We start from the raw sequence: 18325 nt of genomic DNA on the forward strand, positions 1-18325 counted from the left end.
GGTCCTGCCTCTTCTTAATTCTTCGCGACAGCGGGTTGCGCTGCCGTGGGCGCAGCCGGTTCACGCCAGCCGACGGCAAGGCCGTTGGCGTAACGCAGGTCGACGCTCGCAATGTTCGTAATCTGTTCTTTCAAGGTCTTGTCATAGATGGCGATGAAGCGGCGCATCTTTTCCACCAAGCGGTCGCGTCCCAGCAACAACTGGATGCCCGGGCCGGAACTGCCTGCCCCGGTCGTCAAAAACCAGCTACCCCGTTCACGCAATTCCAGGCGTGCAATGGAGAAGCCCATAGGCCGCAGCATCTGGCTCAGGGCCTGGTACTGCTGCATCACTTGCTGCTGCGCCCGCTGCGGCCCGAACAACTGCGGCAGGTGCTCGTAGTTGGCCAGTTCACGCGGGGTGAACGCCTGGCCCTGGTTGTTCAACAGCGCCTCATCGCCCCAACGGGCCACGGGCAGTTGTTCTTCCAGGCGGATCGTCACCTGGTCCGGCCAGACGCGGCGGACTTCGGCGTGGGCGATCCACGGCATCTGTTCCAGCTCTGCGCGCATACCGGCCAGGTCAATGGTGAAGAAGCTCGCGGCCAGGTACGGGCCGATACGCTGCTGCACCGCTTGCTGGCTGATGTAGCTCAAGTCGCCCTGCACGCTGATCTTGGTGATCGGCCGGTCGGCATACGGCAATAGACGCTGCGCGCCTTCGTAAGTGCCGAAGCCCAACACCACCAGCAACACCGGCCAGAACAGCGCCTTGAGGAAACCAAAGTTGGCTTTCGGCAGGCGCGCCGACATCGGCTCTTTAGCCACCATTCGACTGGCACCCCGTGGCACCGGCTTGCGGCTCGGTGCTTGTGGAGGCTGATGACGAAGCGATGCGCCTTTCATGTCCTTAGCCTCTTGGCTCAATGCTGGCGGCCAGAATTGCCAGCACCAACTGCTGGAAATCCAGGCCGGCTGCGCGAGCGGCTATAGGTACCAGGCTGTGGTCGGTCATGCCCGGTGCAGTGTTGACTTCAAGGAACCAGAAATTCCCTTGGTCATCCTGCATCACGTCTGCCCGCGCCCAACCGGCGATACCCAGCGCCTCACAGGCTTTTGCCGTGAGGTCCATCAATTCCTGTTCCTTGGCTGCGTCAAGGCCGCATGGCACCCGATACTGGGTATCGGAGGCCAGGTACTTGGCGTCGTAGTCGTAAAAGGTGTGGGGCGTGCCCAATGCGATAGGCGGCAATACCTGGCCACGCAGGGTGGCGATGGTGTACTCGGGACCTTGGATCCACTGTTCCACCAACACTTGCGAATCGTAGGTACTTGCCGCTTTCCATGCGTCGATCAATTCGGCGGCCGAGTTCACTTTAGCCATGCCGATACTGGAGCCTTCATGGGCTGGTTTGACGATCAAAGGCAGGCCCAGTTCCTTGGCTGCAGAAATACAATCGTCTTCGCTGCACAGGACACTGTGACGCGGTGTTGGAATGCCCAGGCTGTGCCACACCTGCTTGGTGCGCAACTTGTCCATGGCCAGTGCCGAAGCGAGGATGCCGCTGCCGGTATAAGGAATGCCAGCGCATTCCAACAGGCCTTGCATGCTGCCATCTTCGCCGCCACGGCCGTGCAGGATGATAAAGGCACGGTCGATTTTCTCGGCCTGCAGGCGGGCGAGAAAGTCATCGCCCACGTCGATCCCGAACGCATTCACACCGGCGCTTTGCAGCGCTTCGAGCACGGCATTGCCGGACTTGAGCGACACTTCGCGCTCGGCGCTCTTGCCGCCGAACAGCACTGCTACGCGGCCGAAGTCGGCTGGCGCGATTGTCGAAAACAGGGAGCCGTAGTCAGTGGTCATTTCGACGTCCCCTTCTCGGCGGCAAACAGTGGGCTCGCCAATAATTTAGGGGCAAGGCCACCGATATCACCGGCGCCCTGGCACAGCAAAATGTCACCAGCCCGCAACAGCGGCTTGACGATAGGTGCCAGGTCCACACCACGCTCGATGTAGATCGGGTCCAACTGGCCACGCTGGCGGATGCTGTTGCACAGTTTGCGGCTGTCGGCGCCCGGAATCGGCTCTTCGCCCGCCGGGTAGACCTCCATCAGCAGCAATACGTTGGCATCGGCCAATACATTGACGAAGTCGTCGTACAGGTCGCGGGTACGGCTGTAGCGGTGCGGCTGGTAGACCATCACCAGACGGCGCTCAGGCCAACCACCGCGCACGGCCTTGATCACGGCAGCGACTTCGGTCGGGTGGTGACCATAGTCATCCACCAGCATCACGTCACCACCTTCCACCGGCAGCTGGCCGTAGACCTGGAAGCGCCGGCCGACACCGGCAAAGCGCGACAGGCCCTCGACAATGGCTTCATCGCTGACGCCTTCATCGGAGGCGATGCAGATGGTCGCCAGGGAGTTCAATACGTTGTGGTTGCCCGGCATGTTCACCGAGACATCCAGAGGTTCACGGTCGGGACGCAGCACGGTGAAGAAGGTCTGCATGCCTTCCTGGCGCACATTGATCGCGCGCACGTCGGCGTCTTCGCTGAAACCGTAGGTCACGGTCGGACGCTTGACCAGCGGCAGGATCTCACGCACCACCGGGTCGTCCAGGCACACCACGGCCAAACCGTAGAACGGCAGGTTGTGCAGGAACTCGACGAAGGTTTTCTTCAACTTGTTGAAGTCACCGTCGTAGGTAGCCATGTGGTCTTCGTCGATGTTGGTGACCACGGCGACCAGCGGTTGCAGGTGCAGGAAGCTGGCATCGCTTTCATCGGCTTCGGCGATCAGGTAACGGCTGGTGCCGAGCTGGGCATTGGTGCCGGCTGCATTCAAACGGCCACCGATCACGAAGGTCGGGTCCAGGCCACCAGCGGCGAACACCGAGGCGATCAGGCTGGTGGTGGTGGTCTTGCCATGGGTACCGGCGACGGCGATGCCGTGGCGATAGCGCATCAACTCGGCGAGCATCTCGGCGCGAGGTACCACGGGAATGCGGCGCTCAAGGGCAGTAGCCACTTCCGGGTTGGAGGTGTTCACGGCGCTGGACACCACCAGCACGTCGGCCTCGGCGGCGTTCTCGGCGCGGTGGCCGATAAAGATCTGCGCGCCAAAGGACTTCAGGCGCTCGGTGACCGGCGACTCTTTCAAGTCCGAGCCAGACACCTGGTAACCCAGGTTCAGCAGCACTTCGGCGATACCGCACATGCCCACGCCGCCTATACCGACGAAGTGGATGCGACGGATGCGGCGCATTTCCGGCTGTGGCATGGCTTTCTGATTCTCAACCATGAGCCACCTCCAGGCAGATATCGACCACGGTGCGGGTTGCGTCAGGTTTGGCCAGGCGGCTTGCGGTGCTCGCCATGTTGTTGAGTCGTTCCGGTTGCATCAAAACCTCGGTCAGGCGTGCGGCCAAATCGGCGGCGCCAGTCGTTCTTTGCGGCAGCAGGAAGGCAGCGCCCTCCCCGGCCAAATATTCGGCGTTGCGGGTCTGGTGATCGTCGATGGCGTGGGGCAAAGGCACCAGCAAGGACGGCAGACCGGCGGCGGCCAGTTCACTGACGGTCAGCGCACCAGCGCGACAGACCACCAGGTCGGCCCAGCCATAGGCATGGGCCATGTCTTTGATGAAGGGCTGCACATTGGCCTCCACACCGGCTTCGCGATAACGCGTGGCGGTGACTTCATCGTGGTTCTTGCCGGCCTGGTGGAAGATCTCCGGGCGCAATTCCACAGGGAGTTGCGCCACGGCTTCCGGCAGCAACTTGTTCAATGGCTCGGCGCCCAGGCTTCCGCCCAGGATCAGCAGGTGCGCCTTGCGCCCTGCGAGTGCTTCACGGGCGATGTCCATAAACAGCTCAGTGCGCACCGGGTTGCCGGTGGTACGGCGCTTATCCGAGACGCTGAAGGTGTTGGGAAACGCTTCGCACACCCGCGCAGCCAACGGCACCAGCAAACGGTTGGCGGTACCGGCCACGGCGTTCTGCTCGTGCACGATCACCGGCACGCCAGCAAGTCTGGCGGCGACGCCACCTGGGCCGGTCACATAACCACCGAAGCCGAGCACACATACCGGCTGCAATTCACGAATGACCTTGCGCGCCTGCCACACTGCCTTGAGCAACACGAACGGTGCCTTGAGCAGGGACAATTTGCCCTTGCCACGCAGGCCCGTGACGTTGATCAGATGCAACGGCAGACCGGCATTAGGCACCAACTCGTTTTCGATACCGCGCGGTGTACCCAGCCAGTGCACGGTGTAGCCACGGTTCTGGAATTCCCGCGCGCACGCCAGGGCCGGGAACACGTGGCCCCCGGTGCCGCCCGCCATGATCAGCACGTTAGCGCCCATGGGTCGGCTCCTCGGCGAAGTCGCTTTCGCTGAACTCCATCTCTTCGCTGCCCAGGTGGGTTCGACTCTCCCACTCGATGCGCAGCAACAAGCCAAGACAGGCGCAGCAGATCACCAACGAACTACCGCCGTAACTGAGGAACGGCAAGGTCAGGCCCTTGGTCGGCAGCAGGCCGACGTTCACCCCGATGTTGATCAGGAACTGGCCGATCCACAGGAACGACAAGCCGTACGCCACGTAAGCGGCGAAATACTGTTTGGCCCTCTCGGCCCACAAGCCGATGTACATGCCGCGTACACACACGAACACGAACAGCGCGACGGTGCACAGCGAGCCGACCACGCCGAGTTCTTCGGCGAGTACAGAGAACACGAAGTCGGTGTGCGCTTCCGGCAGGTAGAACTGCTTCTGCACGCTGTTGCCCAGGCCTACGCCCAACCATTCGCCACGACCGAAGGCGATCAGTGCCTGGGTCAATTGATAGCCGGAGCCGAACTGGTCGGACCAAGGGTCGGTAAAGGTGATCAGACGCGCCATCCGGTAGGGTTGCGCCTGTACCAGAATGGTCACGGCAGCCACCGCGAGCACCACCATCAAGCTGAAGCGGAACAAGCCCACGCCGCCGAGGAACAGCATCGCCGCCGCCGCGCCCATCATCACGACGGTGGCACCGAAGTCAGGCTCCATCAGCAACAGGCCGGCCATGGGCAGCAGCACGATGAATGGCTTGAAGAAGCCCATCCAGCTTTCGCGCACTTCTTTCTGGCGACGCACCAGGTAACCGGCCAGGTAGATCACTACGAACACCTTGGCGATTTCCGACGGTTGCACGTTGAACGCACCGAAGCCGATCCAGCGCATCGAGCCGTTCACCTCGCGGCCAATGCCGGGCAGGATCACCATGATCAGCAAGCCGAACGCGCCGATCAGCATCAGCCAACCCAGGCGTTGCCAGGTGGCAATCGGGATCATCATGGTCACGATGCACGTGCCCAAGCCGATGATCAGGTACACCAGGTGACGGATCATCATGTACAGGGTGTTGCCCGACTGCACGGCGGCCACTTCGGAAGAGGCCGAGGTGATCATCACCAGGCCCAGGCCCAGCAGCGCAAGGCAACCGGCGAGCATCGGGAAATCCAGGTCGATGCCGCGCCCGGTGATGATCGGCGACGGGTACGGCTTGATGATGTTTCTGAAATCAATGCTCATGCCAAGCCCTCCACGGCGCGGGCGAACAACTGGCCGCGCTCTTCGTAGTTCTTGAACATGTCGAAACTGGCGCACGCCGGCGACAGCAGTACCGCATCGCCTGGTTGAGCCAGGGCTTTGCACTGGGTAATGGCGTCGTCCAGGGAGGTGGCACGCACCTGGGGCACGACGTCGCCAAGCGCGGCGGCGATCAAATCGGAGTCGCGGCCCATCAACACCACGGCGCGGCAATGCGCAGCCACCGGTGCCTTGAGGTCTTTGAAATCGGCACCCTTGCCGTCGCCACCGGCGATCAGCACCAGTTTGCCTTCGACATCGGCACCCAGGCCTTCGATGGCGGCCAATGCGGCCCCCACGTTGGTGGCCTTGGAGTCGTTGTAATAGCTGACGCCGTCCAGGTCGCGAACCCACTGGCAGCGATGCTCAAGGCCGCCGAAGGTGCGCAGGCTCGACAGCATGGCGTCGAACGGCAAGCCCACGGCATGCCCCAAGGCCAAGGCGGCCAAGGCATTGGACTGGTTATGGGCGCCACGGATTTTCAGCTCGCGCACCGGCATCAGGTTCTGGAATTCGAAGGCCAGGTATTTCTCGCCATTCTCTTCACGAATGCCGAAGGCCTTGAAGTCGGGTTTGCTCAGGCCGAAGGTCCAGCACGGCATGCCCTCGCCCATCAGCGGACGGCTCAGCGCATCCTGGCGATTGACCACAAATTGCTTGGCGCCGCGGAAGATCCGGTGCTTGGCCAGGTGGTACGCCGGCAGGCCGCTGTAGCGGTCCATGTGGTCTTCGCTGACGTTCAACACGGTGGCCACTTCAGCACCCAGGTCGTGGGTGGTTTCCAGCTGGAAGCTCGACAGCTCCATCACGTACAGCTCGATGTCGTCGCTGAGCAGGTCCAGCGCTGGCGTGCCGAGATTACCGCCCACGGCCACGCGCTTGCCGGCCGCCATCGCCATCTCGCCGACCAGGGTAGTCACGGTGCTTTTCGCGTTGGAACCGCTGATCGCCACGATCGGCGCCTTCGCATTACGCGCGAACAGGTCGATGTCACCGGACAGTTTCACACCACGGGCCGCTGCGGCTTGCAGGGCCGGCGTGGCCAAGGCCAGGCCGGGGCTCACGTAGAGCTCATCGGCGCGGCACAGAAACTCGACATCCAGCTCGCCACAACGCACTTCCACGTGCGGGTAGTCACGGCGCAGCGTGACCAGCTCCGGTGGATTTTCCCGCGTATCGGCGACGGCAAACGACGTGCCCCGGTTCGCCAGGAAGCGAACCAGGGACATGCCGCTCTTGCCGAGGCCGACAACAATGCGGAAGTGGTCTGAAGCGATCAGGGACACTCGTTTCTACCTCAGTTTCAGGGTGGCAAGGCCGACCAGGACCAGAATCACGGTGATGATCCAGAAACGGACAATCACACGCGGCTCAGGCCAGCCCTTGAGTTCAAAGTGGTGGTGAATCGGCGCCATGCGGAATACGCGGCGTCCGGTCAACTTGAAGGACGCTACCTGGATGACCACCGACAGGGTCTCCATCACGAACACACCGCCCATGATGAACAACACGATTTCCTGGCGAACGATCACCGCGATGGTGCCCAGGGCTGCGCCCAGCGCCAGTGCGCCGACGTCACCCATGAAGACTTGTGCGGGGTAGGTGTTGAACCACAGGAACCCCAGGCCGGCACCGATCAAGGCGCCGCAGAACACGATCAGTTCACCCGCGCCCGGCACGTAGGGGATCAGCAGGTATTCAGCGAACTTCACGTTACCCGACAGGTAGCAGAAGATGCCCAGCGCGCCGCCGACCATCACCGTCGGCATGATCGCGAGGCCGTCGAGGCCGTCGGTCAGGTTCACCGCGTTGCTGGAGCCCACGATCACGAAGTAGGTCAGCACCACGAAGCCGATGCCCAGAGGAATACTGGCGTCCTTGAGCATCGGAATGATCAAGGTCGTTTCCACCGCGCTTGGCGCGGTGGTGTAAAGGAAGATCGCGGCGGCCAGGCCGAACACCGACTGCCAGAAATACTTCCAGCGGCTTGGCAGCCCCTTGGAGTTCTTCTCGATCACTTTGCGGTAGTCATCGACCCAGCCGATGGCGCCGAACAGCAGGGTCACCAGCAGCACCACCCACACGTAGCGGTTATGCAGGTCGGCCCACAGCAAAGTGCTGATACCGATGGACGACAGGATCAGTGCGCCGCCCATGGTCGGGGTGCCGGACTTGGACAGGTGCGACTGCGGGCCGTCATTGCGAACCGATTGACCAATTTGCAGGTTCTGCAGGGTGCGGATCATCCACGGCCCCAAAAACAGCGACAAAGACAGCGCGGTCAGCACACCCAGGATCCCGCGCAGGGTCAGGTACTGAAAGACCGCGAAGCCTTTGTGGAACTGTTGCAGATACTCAGCCAGCAGCAGCAGCATTAATGTTTCTCCGTACTTGAGCCACACAAGGCCGCGACGACGTTTTCCATCACCGCGCTGCGCGATCCCTTGATCAAAATGGTTGTGTGTTTGTCTTGTTCAGCCGCAGTCAGCGCCTGGATCAGCTCGGCCTGGGTGGCGAAATGCCGCGCACCTTGGCCGAAGGCGCTTACCGCATGGGCCATGTTCGTGCCGACGGCGTAGAGGGCGTCGACCTTGCCTGCGGCATACGCGCCGACGTCGCGGTGGCCTTGTTCAGCCCAGTCGCCCAATTCGCCGATATCACCCAGTACCAGCACCTTGCGACCGTCAAAACCCTTGAGCAGGTCTACAGCGGCATTAATGGACGATGGGTTGGCGTTGTAGGTGTCATCAATCACACGCATGCCGTTGGTTGCCAACTGCGCCACAGTGCGACCCTTGACCGGTTGCACCGCGCCCAGGCCTGTGGCGATACCGAACAGCGACACGCCCAGGGCATGGGCGGCAGCGGCGGCGGCCAGGGCATTGGCGACGTTATGGTTGCCCAACAAATTCAGTTGCACGTGTTCGTCACCTTGCGGGGTATGCAAAGTGAAGGACGGGCAGCCACGGGCATCGACGGTGATGTTGGATGCATGGAAATCGGCCGCTGCGTTAAGCACGGCAAACGTCAGAACCTTGCGACCGGCGGCGCGTACACGCCAGGTCTCGAAGGCCTTGTCGTCCAGGTTCAATACTGCGGTGCCCGATGCATCGAGGCCTTCAAGGATTTCGCCCTTGGCTTCGACGATTTTTTCCGGGCCGCCGAACTCGCCAACGTGGGCAGTACCGGCGTTGTTGATAATTGCAACGTGGGGCTTGGTCAGCGCCACGGTGTAGGCGATTTCACCGATGCGCGAAGCACCCAGCTCGATCACTGCCGCCGTGTGTTCCGGGGCGAGTTCGAGCAGGGTCAGCGGAGCGCCGAAATCATTGTTCAGGTTGCCACGGGTCGCCAACACGGGGCCGCGCGTACGCAGGACACCCGCGAGCAGTTCCTTGACCGTGGTCTTGCCGCTGGAGCCAGTGATGGCGGCAACGGGTTTATCGAAAGCGGCGCGGTTCAGCGCACCCAGTTGGCCGAGGGCCAGGCGGGTATCGGCGACCAGCAGTTGCGGCAAGATGGACTCGGCCACTTCGCGCTGTACCAAGGCACCTACGGCGCCTTTGGCGGCGACTTCATTCAGGTAGTCGTGACCGTCGAAACGCGGGCCGGCCAGGGCGACAAACAGTTGCCCCGGCTTGATCGCCCGGCTGTCGATGCTGACGCCGTTGAAGCTGCAATCGCTCGACAGCAGGCGGGCCGACAAGGCCTGGGTCAGTTCGCTGAACGTCATCGCCTTAAGCATGGGCGACCTCCCAGGCGGTCAAGGCGTGATCGGCCTCGACCAGATCGGAGAAGGCATGACGCTCGCCATTGATTTCCTGGTAATCCTCGTGCCCCTTACCGGCCAGCACGACTACGTCGTCAGCACTGGCACTGGCGATCAACTGGGCGATTGCCGCGCCGCGACCAGCAACGAAGGTGGCCTTGGAGGCGTCTTTGAAGCCGGTGCGGATATCATCGAAAATCCGGCTCGGATCTTCGCTGCGCGGGTTGTCATCGGTGACCACTACACCATCGGCCAGACGCTCGACGATCTCGGCCATCAACGGACGCTTGCCGCGATCGCGATCACCGCCACAACCGAACAGGCAGAGCAACTTGCCCTTGGCATGAGGACGCAGGGCTTCGAGGACTTTTTCCAGCGCGTCCGGGGTATGGGCGTAATCGACCACCACCAGCGGTTGAGTCCCCCCACCCAGGCGCTGCATTCGGCCGGCCGGGCCTTCCAGCTTCGGCAGTACCTTGAGGATTTCGTCGAGGGCGTAATCCAGGCCGAGCAACGCGCCGATGGCGGCGAGCACATTGCTCAGGTTGAAACGCCCGAGCAGGGTGCTGCGCAAGTGGTGCTCGCCCTGAGGCGTCACCAGCGTGGCACGCACGCCTTCGTCATTGAATTGGGCTTCGCGGCAATACAGGTACGCCCTGGAGTCTTCCAGGCTGTAGGTGATCAGGCGCGCTTCGCTGTCTTGGCCGGCCAGTTGGCGGCCAAAGGCGTCATCCAGGTTGACCACCCGGCACTTGAGGTCATTCCAGGCAAACAGCTTGGCCTTGGCGGCGGCGTACGCCTCCATGGTGCCGTGATAATCCAGGTGATCGCGGGACAGGTTGGTCATCACCGCTACATCAAAGGCCAGGGCGGTGACACGCCCCTGGTCCAGGCCGTGGGACGAGACTTCCATGGCAACCGCCTTGGCACCGGCCTTTTTCAGGTCGGCCAGGGTCGCTTGCACGGCAATAGGGTTAGGCGTGGTATGCAGGCCGCTTTGCAGCGCGCCATAAAAGCCAGTGCCCAACGTGCCGACGATGCCGCAGTGCTGGCCCAGCAGGTCAAGGGCCTGAGCGACCAACTGGGTCACGCTGGTCTTGCCATTGGTGCCCGTCACGCCCACCAGATTGAGGTGGCGGCTCGGGTCGCCATAAAAGCGCCCGGCTATATCGGAGAGCTGCTTGGCCAACCCCTTGACCGGAATCAGCGGGACGTCGGTGATCGGCAGCACGGTGGCGCCTTCCACTTCATAAGCCACGGCCGCCGCGCCGCGCTGCAAGGCGTCGGCGATGTGCGCACGGCCGTCGTACTTGCCGCCCGGCACCGCCAGGAACAGGTCGCCAGCACGCACGTTACGGCTGTCCAGGGTCAACTCGCGAATCAGCAGATCGCGGCCGGCATGGGCAAAAATCTTGTTGAGGCTAAGAGACATCAGCCGCGCCCTCCATTGGCTTTTACTGCTGCGGCCGGTGGTCCGGCGTTCGCTTGTTGGGTCGGCGGCAGGTTATCCGGCGTGATGTTCATCAGGCGCAAGGTGCCGGACATAACTTTGCTGAATACCGGCGCCGAGACCAGACCACCGAAGTAGCCGGCCTTGCTCGGTTCATCGATCACTACAACGATGGCGTAGCGCGGGTCGCTCATCGGACCGAAGCCGGCGAACAGCGAGCGGTAGGAGTTTTCGGCATAGCCTTTGGTCCCGACCGACGTTTTACGCGCGGTACCGGACTTGCCCGCCACGTGATACGCCGGCACCTGGGCACGGAATACCCCGCGCGGCGCTTCGATCACTTGTTGCAGCATGCCTTGCATGGTCTTGGCGACGTTTTCCGGGATCACCTGTGTGGCTTTCGGTGCTTCATCCACATGGATCAGGCTCAGCGGCACCATGCGACCGTTGTTGGCCAGCACGGAGAAAGCGTGGGCCAGTTGGATTGCGGTCACCGACAGGCCATAGCCATAGGAAAGCGTGGCGGTCTCGGCTTTTTTCCAATCGCGGTAGTTGGGCAGATTGCCGACGCGCTCACCAGGGAAATCCAGACCGGTGGGTTGCCCCAGGCCGATCTTCTGCGCCAGGTGGTAGATGGTTTCGCCACCGATATCGAAGGCGACCTTACTCATGCCCACGTTACTGGAGTTGATCAGGATACCTGTCAAATCCAACACCGGACCTTCAGTACGAGACACGTCACGAATGGTGTATTTGCCCAGTTGCAACGTCCCCGGATACACCTCGACCTTGTCGCTGGGCTTCCAGCGTCCGGTTTCCAAGGCGGCACTCATGGAGATGGCTTTCATGGTCGAACCCGGCTCGAACACGTCGATCATCGCGCGGTTACGCATCATCGCCGGTTGCAGGTTGCGACGGTTGTTAGGGTTGTAGGTCGGCTGGTTGACCATGGCGAGGATCTCGCCGGTCTTCACGTCCATGATCACCAGGCTGCCGGCCTTGGCGCCGTTCTCGATGATCGCGTTACGCAGCTCGCGGTTGGCCAGGTATTGCAGGCGTAGATCAATCGACAACGCCAAGGGCTTGCCGGCCTTGGCGTTTTTGGTGACCTGGACATCCTTGATCAGTCTGCCGCGCCGATCCTTGATGACTTGTCGCTTGCCGGGAACCCCAGCGAGCCATTCATCGTAGGCGAGTTCCACGCCTTCACGACCGTGATCATCAATGTCGGTAAAGCCGACCATATGGGCAGTGGTTTCACCTGCCGGGTAGAAACGTCGAAACTCCTCGATGCCATAGACACCGGGGACTTTAAGGTCGAGCACTTGCTGGCCTTGCTCGGGGGTAAGGCCGCGAACGAGGTAGATAAATTCTTTATTTGCCTGGGCCTCAAGGCGCTCAGCCAAGGCCTTTGGGTCCTGGCCCAGGGCGGCAGCCAGTTGCGGCCACTTGTCTTTGGCAACCTGCAATTCCTTGGCGTTGGCCCACAGGGTGGTCACCGGCGTACTCACGGCCAGCGGCTCGCCGTTACGGTCGGTGATCAGGCCGCGGTGCGCAGGAATAGGGATATGACGCAGGCTGCGGGCATCGCCCTGGCCGATCAGGAAGTCACGGTCGACCACTTGCAGGTCGATGATCCGCCAGGCAATCGCCCCGACCATCAATGCCAGCAAGCCGAGCATCAGGCGGAAGCGCCATGGGTAGAGGGCGCCTTCGAGTTTCATCATGGCGCCACCATGCGAACTTCGGCCGCGCCCGGGATGTGCATTTTCAGCTGTTCAGTGGCCAGCACTTCGATGCGGCTATGGGCGGTCCAGGTGCTTTGCTCGAGGATCAACCGGCCCCACTCCGCCTGCGCTTTGTCACGCACACTCAATTCCCCATAGAGGGTATTAAGGAGTTGGCGGTTGTAGTGGGCGCTGTAGGACACCGCAATTGCGGACACCAGCACGCCGACAAACAGCAGCAACATAAAGAAGCTGCCGCCCGGGAGGGGCTTGGCGAAAAGCTTGCTCACCGCAGCTTCTCCGCGACGCGCATGACGGCGCTACGGGAACGTGGGTTGGCCTTGAGTTCGGCTTCGGAAGCGAACTGCGCTTTGCCATGGATTTTGATTTTCGGCACAAAGGCTTCGAAACGTACCGGCAGATTGCGCGGCAGGTTGTCTGACTCACCTTTGACGAGGCGACGCATGAACAGCTTGACGATACGGTCTTCCAGGGAGTGGAAGCTGATCACCACCAGGCGACCACCCACTTCCAGCGCCTCGAGGGCAGCCTCAAGGCCAGCCTCCAGGTCGCCCAATTCGTTGTTGACGTGAATACGCAGGCCCTGGAACGCACGGGTGGCCGGGTTCTTGCCTTTTTCCCATGCAGGGTTGGCGACTTTCAGCACTTCGGCCAGGTCGGCGGTGCGTTCGAAGGGCTGGATTTCACGGCGCTCGACCACGGCACGGGCCATGCGGCCGGCGAAGCGTTCTTCACCGTATTCCTTGAATACGCGAGCGATTTCTTCCACCGGCGCGGTGGCAATGAACTGCGCAGCACTGACGCCACGAGTGGGGTCCATGCGCATGTCGAGGGGGCCGTCGTTCATGAAGCTGAAGCCGCGCTCGGGATCATCCAACTGTGGCGAAGACACGCCCAGGTCGAGCAAGACCCCGGCCACCTTGCCCGCCATGCCGCGCTCGGCGACTTCGGCACCCAACTCGGCAAAGCTGCGCTGCACAACGACAAAGCGGCCGTCTTCGGCCGCTAGCGCTTGCCCGGTGGCAATCGCTTGAGGGTCTTTGTCGAACCCGAGGAGTTTACCGTCGGGCCCGAGCTGGCTGAGTATCAACCGGCTATGCCCGCCCCTGCCGAAGGTGCCATCCAAATAGCAGCCATCCGCGCGTACGGCGAGAGCCTCAACGGCTTCGTCAAGCAGTACGGTGATGTGGTTAAAGCCGCTATCAATAGTCACAGGATCAAATCACGCAGTTCATCAGGCATAGCGCCCGGTTGTTGAATAGCAGCCAGGTCAGCTGCAGAAACAGCATCCCAGGCATCTTCGTCCCACAATTGGAACTTGTTCAGTTGGCCGACCAGCATTGCGCGCTTATCCAGCTTGGCGTACTCGCGCAAACGCGGAGGCACCAGGAAACGACCGCTGCCATCGAGTTCGAGGTCGACGGCATTACCAATCAGCAAACGCTGCAGGCGGCGGTTTTCTTCACGCAATGAAGGCAGGGCGCGCAACTTGGTTTCAATCAACTCCCACTCATCGAGCGGGTAAACACATAAACAGGGGTCAACGGCATCAATGGTGATGATCAACTGCCCGGAACTTCGCGAAATCAGCTCGTCACGATACCGGCTCGGCATGGCGAGACGGCCTTTTGCATCGAGACTGATAGCGTTAGCTCCGCGAAACACAGATGCGTTTCTCCAAATTTTAGCGTTTTACGTTCAAAAAACCCACTTTGTGCCACTTTCCGCCACTTGCGCACACTATAGGAATGCGCCCACCACACCGTCAAGGCGCGGATTCAAGGAAAAGCCTTACAGATCGGAGATTTAGGAGCGTAAAAGGAGGAGAAACCAGAGTTAGGCGGTATTTTTGGCTCGATAAGCACAAATAGCTCAAAGAGCTACAACTCAAAGTTAAAGTAATTTATTAAGAGTAAGATTTTTTTGGTATTACGAAGATGCATCTGCCAATGATTCGGCAGGGAGGGATTCTTGCGTTACTACCGGTTTTCTGCCCGAGATTCGGACAGAAGGAAAAAGGTGGAGAGTCGATCTGTAAGCCGGGTTCTGTCTTGAACAGTCATTCGTCTACGATGGCCATCACTGGACATCTTTAGCAACCTACCCGGTCCCAGCGCGGGCCACGCCTTGGGACCCTATTTGGTCTTGCTCCAAGTGGGGTTTACCTAGCCACGAACTGTTGCCAGTCGTGCGGTGCGCTCTTACCGCACCTTTTCACCCTTACCGGCACCGAAGCGCTTAGGCGGTTATTTTCTGTGGCACTTTCCGTAGGCTCACGCCTCCCAGGCATTACCTGGCACTTCGCCCTATGGAGCCCGGACTTTCCTCCCCCCCCTAATTTTCATAGAGGGCAGCGACTGTCCAATCGACTCTCCGCCGCGCAGGTTAACGGCACGGCGGCCTCAGGACAAGTATTAAAAGTGCGGCAGTGCCATCACGTTCGGACGAAATACCGGTTTAACCCCGGAACTATTCGGCCTTCTGTTTATCCAGCGCAACTTGATACAGCACATTCTTGCGTACGCCGGTAATCTCCGCCGCCAACGCCGCAGCGCGCTTGAGGGGCATCTCCTTGAGCAGCAGGTCCAGGATACGCATGGCCTCGCTGCCTACGGCGTCTTCATTTTCCGGCGCAGTCCAGCCAGCCACCAACACCACGCACTCGCCGCGCTGCTGATTGCTGTCACCCTCAACGAAAGCGCGCAGGTCTTCCAGCGGCAGGCCCTTGAGGGTTTCGAAGGTTTTGGTCAACTCACGGGCCAGCAGGGCCAAGCGCTCACCACCAAAGACCAGCTCCATATCCTGCAGGCATTCAAGGATGCGATGGGGGGCTTCGTAGAAGATCAGGGTGCGCGGTTCCTCCTTTAGCGCTTGAAGACGCGCACGACGACCGACCGCCTTGGCGGGCAGGAAGCCCTCGAAAATAAAGCGATCCGACGGCAGGCCCGCCGCCGACAATGCAGCGATCAACGCGCAGGCTCCCGGAACAGGCACTACATTGATACCAGCGGCCCGCGCCTGGCGGACCAGGTGATAGCCTGGATCGGAGATCAGCGGTGTGCCTGCATCGGAGATCAGCGCCACATCATCGCCAGCCAGCAAGCGGACGATGAAGCGACTGCCTTCTTCGCGCTCGTTATGTTCGTGACAAGCCGCCAATGGCGTGCTGATACCAAAATGCTGCATCAAACGTTGGGAGTGCCGAGTGTCTTCCGCCGCGATCAATTTAACCTCGCGCAACACTTTCAGCGCCCGGGCACTGATGTCGTCCAGGTTGCCAATGGGCGTCGCCACGACAAAAAGCGAGCCTGCAGTGGAATTCAAAGGACCTGGAGCAGTCAAAACGCACACCTCGATGGTTGGCAAAAGCCACATTGTAGCGCGTAGGCGCTTCGAAAATATGCCATCAAGGCCGATGCCTTTTCAGCCGCCTCTGGCTGATCGCAACATTTGCACGACCTAAATCAAAGGTTTCACGCCAGTAACATCGCGCCTGGGCCAGTGCTTGGGTACAATTCCACGCTAATTTGATCGGTATCAGGAACACTTACATGATCGCTTGCCTGCGGCTGCTCTCCGCCCTCTGCCTCGCTGCCTTGCTGGCCGCTTGTGCCAGCTCGCCCTCGTCCAGCCTTGGCGACCTTCCACGGACCCCGGACGCCAGTATCGAGCAATTGCTCGAACAGGCCACCACCGCCAAGACGCCAGAAAAGGCCGCATTGCTGCGCCTGAGTGCGGCTGACATGGCCTACAAGCAGAACAATCCAGGCCGCTCGGCGCAAATCCTTGCGCAGGTGCCCTTGGACGTTCTCAAGCCCGCCGCGCAAGTATTCGCCAGCACCTTGGCCGCCGAACTGGCCATGGCGCGCAACCAACCCAAGGCTGCGTTGACCGCCTTGAGCCATCCAAGCCTGCAGAGCCTGAAGGAGCTGCCGGCTGAACAACAGATCCGCACCGGCACCGTGCATGCCCGCGCTTATGAAGCCGATGGCCAGACGCTGGCCGCTGCTCGTGAGCGCGTCGCCCTGGCGCCATTGCTCAGCGGCGATGCTGCTAACAGCAATCACGAAGCCATCTGGACCTTGATTGCCGCACTGCCTGCCGAGCAACTGCAAGCCAGCGGCAACCCGACCCTGGACGGCTGGATTACCCTGGCGCAAGCAGTCAAGGGCGCCGGTACGCTTGAGCAACAACAGGCGGCTATCGACACCTGGCGTGCACAGAACCCAGGCCACCCGGCCGCCGTGCAACTGCCAACCCCGCTGACCAAGCTCAAGGAGCTGGCCAGCCAGCCCTTGAACAAGATTGCCCTGCTGCTGCCGCAGGAAGGCCCGCTGGCCTCCGTCGGCAAGGCGCTGCGTGAAGGCTTCATGGCCGCGCACTACCAGGCGGAACAAGCCGGGCAGAAGCCACCGGTCATTGAGTTCTATGACAGCTCGCGTCTGACCTCCATCGACGACTTCTACGCCAAAGCCCAGGCCGCCGGCGTGCAACTGGTGGTCGGCCCGCTGGAGAAGCCGCTGGTCAAACAACTTAGCGCTCGTCCTCAATTGCCGATCACCACCCTCGCGCTGAACTACAGCGAGACCGACCAGAGCCCACCGCAACTGTTCCAGTTCGGCCTCGCTGCTGAAGACGAAGCCCGCGAAGTGTCACGCCGCGCCCGCGCCGATGGGCTGCACCGCGCCGCTGCCATGGTGCCCCGTGGCGAATGGGGCGAGCGTGTCTACAAGGCCTTCCGCCAGGATTGGGAAGCCAACGGTGGCACGGTTGTCGGTGTCGAGTACGTCGACCAGCCCGTCGCCCTCGCCCAGCAAATCGCCGACCTGTTCCAACTGCGTAAAAGCGAAGGTCGCGCCAAGAGCCTGCAAAGCACGGTCGGCACTGACGTAGCGGCGCAACCGTCGCGTCGCCAGGATATCGAGTTCATCTTCCTGGCCGTCACACCGCAACTGGCCCAGCAGATCAAACCGACCCTTAACTTCCAGTACGCCGGTGATGTGCCCGTGTACGCCACGTCCCACGTGTTCAGCGCCAGCGGCGACAAAAACCAGTACCTGGACATGACCAACGTGATGTTCTGCGAAACCCCTTGGTTGCTCAACACCACCGACCCGCTGCGTAACCAGGTTGCCGCACAATGGCCGCAAGCCAATGGCAGCCTTGGCCGCCTGTACGCGATGGGCGTTGACGCCTACCGCCTGGCGCCACGCCTGGGCCAGTTGAAGGCACTCCCGGATACACGGGTTGACGGCCTCTCGGGCAACCTGGGTATCAGTGCCAACCAGCGCGTCGACCGCCAGATGCCGTGGGCGAAGTTCGTCGGTGGCGAGATCCAACGCCTGCCGGACACCCCGCGCTGATGCCCGAGCGGTCCACTGCACAAAGCGGCAAGGATGCCGAACTTCAAGCACTGATATACCTGCAACAACAAGGTCTGCGCCTTCTGGCGCAGAACTGGTTGTGTAAACGCGGCGAGCTTGATCTGGTCATGCTTGACGGCGATACAGTAGTATTCGTCGAAGTCCGCTACAGAAAACACGCACAATGGGGTGGCGCGCTCGCCAGTATCGACGAGCGCAAGCGTCAGAAGCTGATACTCGCCGCGCAGTTTTTCCTGCAAAAAGAGCATCGCTGGGCCGACGCCCCCTGCCGTTTCGATGTGGTTGCCATGGAAAGCACACCGTCTGGTCAGGTTGATCTGAACTGGCTGCAAAATGCCTTCGACAGCTGATTCA

At 61.3% G+C, this 18325-nt stretch carries 16 protein-coding genes and 1 other RNA gene; 2 read left to right on the forward strand and 15 right to left on the reverse strand.

Going from position 1 to position 18325, the window contains the following annotated elements:
• Positions 1-14 precede the first annotated feature (14 nt).
• From J1G35_RS00560 to rsmI, 15 genes are all read right to left on the reverse strand, one after another.
• On the reverse strand, positions 15-884 hold the full coding sequence (locus J1G35_RS00560; RefSeq protein WP_016974963.1) for a cell division protein FtsQ/DivIB: 870 nt from the start codon (positions 882-884) through the stop codon (positions 15-17).
• Between the two features lie 4 nt (positions 885-888).
• Positions 889-1845, reverse strand: a complete 957-nt coding sequence (locus tag J1G35_RS00565) for a D-alanine--D-alanine ligase (protein WP_223012929.1) — start codon at positions 1843-1845, stop codon at positions 889-891.
• Positions 1842-3287: a UDP-N-acetylmuramate--L-alanine ligase gene (gene murC, locus J1G35_RS00570; protein WP_053131431.1), complete on the reverse strand. Its 1446-nt coding sequence runs from the start codon at positions 3285-3287 to the stop codon at positions 1842-1844. The genes J1G35_RS00565 and murC overlap by 4 nt, the downstream gene beginning before the upstream one ends.
• Positions 3280-4350 carry an undecaprenyldiphospho-muramoylpentapeptide beta-N-acetylglucosaminyltransferase gene (murG, locus tag J1G35_RS00575; RefSeq protein WP_053131434.1) on the reverse strand — a complete coding sequence of 357 codons (1071 nt, stop codon included), beginning with the start codon at positions 4348-4350 and terminating at the stop codon, positions 3280-3282. The genes murC and murG overlap by 8 nt, the downstream gene beginning before the upstream one ends.
• Positions 4340-5563, reverse strand: a complete 1224-nt coding sequence (gene ftsW / locus J1G35_RS00580) for a putative lipid II flippase FtsW (protein WP_053131437.1) — start codon at positions 5561-5563, stop codon at positions 4340-4342. The genes murG and ftsW overlap by 11 nt, the downstream gene beginning before the upstream one ends.
• Positions 5560-6906 carry a UDP-N-acetylmuramoyl-L-alanine--D-glutamate ligase gene (gene murD, locus J1G35_RS00585; RefSeq protein ID WP_223012931.1) on the reverse strand — a complete coding sequence of 449 codons (1347 nt, stop codon included), beginning with the start codon at positions 6904-6906 and terminating at the stop codon, positions 5560-5562. Before murD ends, ftsW begins: the two co-directional genes overlap by 4 nt.
• 6 nt (positions 6907-6912) lie before the next feature.
• Entirely contained in the window at positions 6913-7995 is a 1083-nt protein-coding gene (gene mraY, locus J1G35_RS00590; RefSeq protein WP_003171875.1) for a phospho-N-acetylmuramoyl-pentapeptide-transferase, read from the reverse strand.
• On the reverse strand, positions 7995-9365 hold the full coding sequence (murF, locus tag J1G35_RS00595) for a UDP-N-acetylmuramoyl-tripeptide--D-alanyl-D-alanine ligase (protein WP_223012933.1): 1371 nt from the start codon (positions 9363-9365) through the stop codon (positions 7995-7997). The genes mraY and murF overlap by 1 nt, the downstream gene beginning before the upstream one ends.
• Positions 9358-10821 carry a UDP-N-acetylmuramoyl-L-alanyl-D-glutamate--2,6-diaminopimelate ligase gene (locus J1G35_RS00600; protein ID WP_223012935.1) on the reverse strand — a complete coding sequence of 488 codons (1464 nt, stop codon included), beginning with the start codon at positions 10819-10821 and terminating at the stop codon, positions 9358-9360. The genes murF and J1G35_RS00600 overlap by 8 nt, the downstream gene beginning before the upstream one ends.
• Positions 10821-12563 (reverse strand): penicillin-binding protein 2, encoded by a 1743-nt coding sequence (locus tag J1G35_RS00605; protein WP_164673122.1) that lies wholly within the window; start codon positions 12561-12563, stop codon positions 10821-10823. The genes J1G35_RS00600 and J1G35_RS00605 overlap by 1 nt, the downstream gene beginning before the upstream one ends.
• Positions 12563-12856: a cell division protein FtsL gene (gene ftsL / locus J1G35_RS00610; RefSeq protein WP_003216203.1), complete on the reverse strand. Its 294-nt coding sequence runs from the start codon at positions 12854-12856 to the stop codon at positions 12563-12565. The genes J1G35_RS00605 and ftsL overlap by 1 nt, the downstream gene beginning before the upstream one ends.
• Positions 12853-13794, reverse strand: a complete 942-nt coding sequence (rsmH, locus tag J1G35_RS00615; protein WP_085989259.1) for a 16S rRNA (cytosine(1402)-N(4))-methyltransferase RsmH — start codon at positions 13792-13794, stop codon at positions 12853-12855. Before rsmH ends, ftsL begins: the two co-directional genes overlap by 4 nt.
• A 2-nt stretch (positions 13795-13796) precedes the next feature.
• On the reverse strand, positions 13797-14252 hold the full coding sequence (gene mraZ / locus J1G35_RS00620) for a division/cell wall cluster transcriptional repressor MraZ (protein WP_003171868.1): 456 nt from the start codon (positions 14250-14252) through the stop codon (positions 13797-13799).
• A gap of 354 nt (positions 14253-14606) precedes the next feature.
• Positions 14607-14960: RNase P RNA component class A (rnpB, locus tag J1G35_RS00625), an RNA gene on the reverse strand.
• Between the two features lie 96 nt (positions 14961-15056).
• On the reverse strand, positions 15057-15962 hold the full coding sequence (gene rsmI / locus J1G35_RS00630; RefSeq protein WP_156338198.1) for a 16S rRNA (cytidine(1402)-2'-O)-methyltransferase: 906 nt from the start codon (positions 15960-15962) through the stop codon (positions 15057-15059).
• A 176-nt stretch (positions 15963-16138) separates the two neighbouring features.
• Here rsmI and J1G35_RS00635 point away from each other — a divergent pair, with 176 nt between their 5' ends.
• Together J1G35_RS00635 and J1G35_RS00640 are read left to right on the forward strand one after the other, a co-directional pair.
• Positions 16139-17950 (forward strand): penicillin-binding protein activator, encoded by a 1812-nt coding sequence (locus J1G35_RS00635; protein ID WP_223012936.1) that lies wholly within the window; start codon positions 16139-16141, stop codon positions 17948-17950.
• The gene (locus tag J1G35_RS00640) at positions 17950-18321 is read left to right on the forward strand and encodes a YraN family protein (RefSeq protein WP_053131454.1); all 372 of its coding nucleotides are present in this window, start codon (positions 17950-17952) and stop codon (positions 18319-18321) included. Before J1G35_RS00635 ends, J1G35_RS00640 begins: the two co-directional genes overlap by 1 nt.
• Positions 18322-18325: the final 4 nt, after the last annotated feature.

Origin of the sequence: Pseudomonas sp. SH10-3B, assembly GCF_019891415.1 — a bacterium.
In the GTDB taxonomy this organism is placed as follows: domain Bacteria; phylum Pseudomonadota; class Gammaproteobacteria; order Pseudomonadales; family Pseudomonadaceae; genus Aquipseudomonas.

Bases quoted from the DNA above. Each gene is read 5' to 3' on its own strand.
- J1G35_RS00560 (WP_016974963.1), bottom strand. From the start codon at position 884: ATGAAAGGCGCATCGCTTCGTCATCAGCCTCCACAAGCACCGAGCCGC.
- J1G35_RS00565 (WP_223012929.1), bottom strand. From the start codon at position 1,845: ATGACCACTGACTACGGCTCCCTGTTTTCGACAATCGCGCCAGCCGAC.
- murC (WP_053131431.1), bottom strand. From the start codon at position 3,287: ATGGTTGAGAATCAGAAAGCCATGCCACAGCCGGAAATGCGCCGCATC.
- murG (WP_053131434.1), bottom strand. From the start codon at position 4,350: ATGGGCGCTAACGTGCTGATCATGGCGGGCGGCACCGGGGGCCACGTG.
- ftsW (WP_053131437.1), bottom strand. From the start codon at position 5,563: ATGAGCATTGATTTCAGAAACATCATCAAGCCGTACCCGTCGCCGATC.
- mraY (WP_003171875.1), bottom strand. From the start codon at position 7,995: ATGCTGCTGCTGCTGGCTGAGTATCTGCAACAGTTCCACAAAGGCTTC.
- murF (WP_223012933.1), bottom strand. From the start codon at position 9,365: ATGCTTAAGGCGATGACGTTCAGCGAACTGACCCAGGCCTTGTCGGCC.
- J1G35_RS00600 (WP_223012935.1), bottom strand. From the start codon at position 10,821: ATGTCTCTTAGCCTCAACAAGATTTTTGCCCATGCCGGCCGCGATCTG.
- J1G35_RS00605 (WP_164673122.1), bottom strand. From the start codon at position 12,563: ATGAAACTCGAAGGCGCCCTCTACCCATGGCGCTTCCGCCTGATGCTC.
- rsmI (WP_156338198.1), bottom strand. From the start codon at position 15,962: ATGTGGCTTTTGCCAACCATCGAGGTGTGCGTTTTGACTGCTCCAGGT.
- J1G35_RS00635 (WP_223012936.1), top strand. From the start codon at position 16,139: ATGATCGCTTGCCTGCGGCTGCTCTCCGCCCTCTGCCTCGCTGCCTTG.
- J1G35_RS00640 (WP_053131454.1), top strand. From the start codon at position 17,950: ATGCCCGAGCGGTCCACTGCACAAAGCGGCAAGGATGCCGAACTTCAA.